We start from the raw sequence: 3350 nt of genomic DNA, 5'->3' as shown, positions 1-3350 counted from the left end.
GCCCAGCGAGGCTCCACGTTAACGGCGCGCGGGGGCGCCAAATACCGACGTGGATCCTCATCAATTCGAGCGAGGGTATCGCGTAACTGGGTCACGTCGCCGATATCTACTATGTAACCGTCTACATTTTCTTCGATCTCTTCACCGACCGCACCTAAATTGCTCGCGATCACCCATAGCCCGGCCGCTTTGGCTTCCCTTGCCGCTAAGCCGAAGCTTTCCGGCCAGAGGGAGGGCGCCAAAAGAACATCTAATTGAGCATACAACTGAGGCACACGTTCTTGTGGCACCGGGCCGATGATTTCGACGGGCGTTGTGCCCCACGCTTCCTGCCGAGTGTAGCCGACCTCGTATTTATTATCCACCATTACCAAACTTAAATTTCTAAAATCATTAGACCGGAGAATCGCTTCTATCAAGGTGGCGCCCTTGTGGGCGGAACGATTCCCTATATGGCCAAGGCGAACCCTTCCTGTTTTTGATACGCTGCGCGGTAGAAAGCTGAGCCTAGATATGCCGTTTGGAACCGCAATTGTTTGCTGGACGCCAGCATTTTTGTAAATGTCAGAGAAACTGGTTGAAACGCTTAGGACCTTTGCCGCGTTTGAGAGTAGGCGCTCTAATCGCCGCCGTCTCGCCAACGAAGCCAGCCGGCCTAGCGGTACGTCACTCGACGAAGCTAACTGATCGGTTGACGGGAGGCGGAGCTGACCATCCTCATCAATGAGGAATTGGAAATCTGAGATCCACCAGGCGTCGTGAACTGTAATAATGTATGGAATATTGAGATTGGCGGCAACTTCGACCGGCGTCGCTGTTAAGCCTTGCACGCAGTGAAAATGAATGAGATCGGGCCTGAAATGGTCAAGCACCTGCTGAAAAGGAGACCTCATTTTCTCGTCGAAGGCGTACCAATCCATGTGGTGCTTGCGCTCTATGGCGACCCGATAAACCGGTGTGCCGTCGTGCGAGTCGATAGATATCTCATATGATCTGTCCGAGCCCACGTCGCTTGCTAGAACTGCTAAGTCAAACGCGTCTTTATAATAAGAGGTGATATATTTGACATTGTCACGGACGACGCGTGTCGCCCCTCCGATCGAGTGAGGGGGAAAATATATGTTGACCACCAACACCCGGTGCCGGCGGCCTTTCTGGTCCGATGGTGCTTGCTTCGGCTCGCTGGATCTGTCGAGGGGCCGCTCTAGTGCCCCGGGCAGCCCTGAGTAATGTGCTGCTCTAGGTTCGACATCTCCATGTGGCCTCGCGGGATAACCAGGCTCCAGGTAGGATAGGTATTTCTCTTTGGCAGCAAGGTCAGTAGGCGGCGGCAGAAACCGCGACAGCACCTCTATGGCGGCAGCGGCGCTGTAGCTGGTCATCGCCCTTTCTTTGGCTTTGCCGCCAATCTGGGAGCGGCGTTCCGGGTGGAGAACAAGGTATTCCAAGGCCTGCGCCCAATCATCTGGCGAATGCGCTATCAGCACGTCCTCGCCGTGGCGAAGTGCTTCGTCGTAGGTCGCAGTAGAACTCACAACCGAGGGGATGCCGCACATTGCGGCCTCAAGCCACTTGATCTCACTTTTACAATCAGTTGTTCTGCTTTTGATGAGAGGTGCGAGATTGATATCCGCGCCGGACAACGCTTCCCAATAATCAGATACATCTTTGCTGAATGGAATTTGATAGACTCGTCCGTCGAAGTCCTGCAGTTCCGGTGTGAGTTTAAGGTGTCCTACAATCATCAGGCGCGTATTAGGGTATTTGCGCAAGATGTATTCCAACGCAGGCGCCGCAAGATCGTTGAAATCCTGGTTGTGCGCCTTGGTGCCCGACCCATAGAAAATTGTTAGATTGTCCGCGGATAGACGTGTCTGCTTTTGCTCGACATAAGCATCGTTCCTATGGTCGAGCCCATTGCGGAGGACATGGCACAAGCCGGTGCGGACTAGAGGGCGAATGAAGTTGGCGAGTTCGGGTGTGGAAGCAATTCCAACGTCACATAAATTCATCGCATGGCGAAACAGAGGAACGCCATATTGCAGGCCCGCATATGTTTCTTCATCAATCTGCCCTTGGAAACTCTCGAATGTATCTGGGTACACCTCTGCGTCAAAAATGAGATCATCGATGTCATAGAAGGTCTGCAGACCGAGAGCTCGGGCATACAGGATCGCGTGGATGATATCTGGTGTGGACGGAGTCCTATAGAATATGACTGCCCGCGCCCGGTCGATGGCTGGACGGTATTCATCCGGGCAGTTCTGGTCGCAAACTTCGACCTTCCATCCGCCGAAACGAAGGTAGTTGTATTTTTGGCCTACACGGTAGTGGTCGCATTGCGCCAAATCCCGGTTCGCTATTATTAAGATAGAGCCGGATTGGCTTGATTGTAGGGCCGCCGGAAACGGCCTAATTTTTGGCAGGATATCTATAAAGCGCTTGAGATCCTTATAAATATCGTTATCGGCCTCGGAGCGCCTTCCCTGCAAGTACATTTTTATATATTGGCTTCGCTTGACGTTTTGCAAATGTGTCAAGGCGCGCTGAGCTGTGACACGCCAGTAATATGATGCGCTGCAGTGCGCGGATGAGAAGTCGATTTCTCTTAGGGTTCGGTCGAAGTCTTCTAGTGTGAAGGCTAGGCCTTCGATAGCATGAATGTGACTCCATACAGAGGCATTCGGCAGATGCGCAGCAATCAAAAATTCCCTTGTTGCGGCGGAAACGTCGCCTTGCGCTTTGAGCACATCGCCGCGCGTGTGGTGCGCTGAACTAACGCCTTCCGCCATGGCGATTGCTTTGTCGGAGGCTTTCAGAGCGAGGGTGAGTTGATTTCTGATTAAGTACCGCCGGGCCAGGACAGTCATGAAAGCGGCGCCGCTCATCCCGTCTTTGACTGCTTCTAAATCTTTCGCGAAGCCGAACTCGACGAAGTGACGCAATGCGTTCCCGCGCCCAATCGGGACAGAGGCATGCTTGCTGACGTTCCTTCTATACAGGCCCTCGTTAAAACAGGTCGGAAATTCAGCTTCGCCGATAATGCCGCTAAGAAACTCCGCCTCGTTGGGGGCTTCTCCGCGTCCAAAGCCAGTATTGAGCCAGTATCTATATAGGCCTGGCTTGTTTGTGCGGTCAGAGTCATAGCTGGTGACCGTCGCATAAAACTCCGGGTCAAACCGAAACTTGGACGAAAGCGCAAATTGTTTGTCGATGCCGGTTTCGACAAACGCGCAAATTGCCTCAATCTTAGTGCGGCAGGCGCATGCGAGGTGTTCTCGGTTCAGGAGATTGAACTCTCCTAGATTTAGCAGCTTCGTCCATAGAGTTGAGTGGAGATTGTATGATCG

The 3350-nt window shown here is 52.9% G+C and carries 1 protein-coding gene; it reads right to left on the bottom strand.

Annotated features, from left to right (window positions below; translation table 11 throughout):
- Nucleotides 1-3350: glycosyltransferase (locus ACXJL8_RS37105; RefSeq protein ID WP_456686625.1), on the bottom strand; the 3350-nt coding region annotated here is incomplete at both ends.

It is taken from the genome of Bradyrhizobium sp. P5_C11_2 (genome assembly GCF_054049755.1).
The sequence above is the reverse complement of the archived record's forward strand: the minus strand, read 5'-3'. Positions and strand labels throughout refer to the sequence as shown.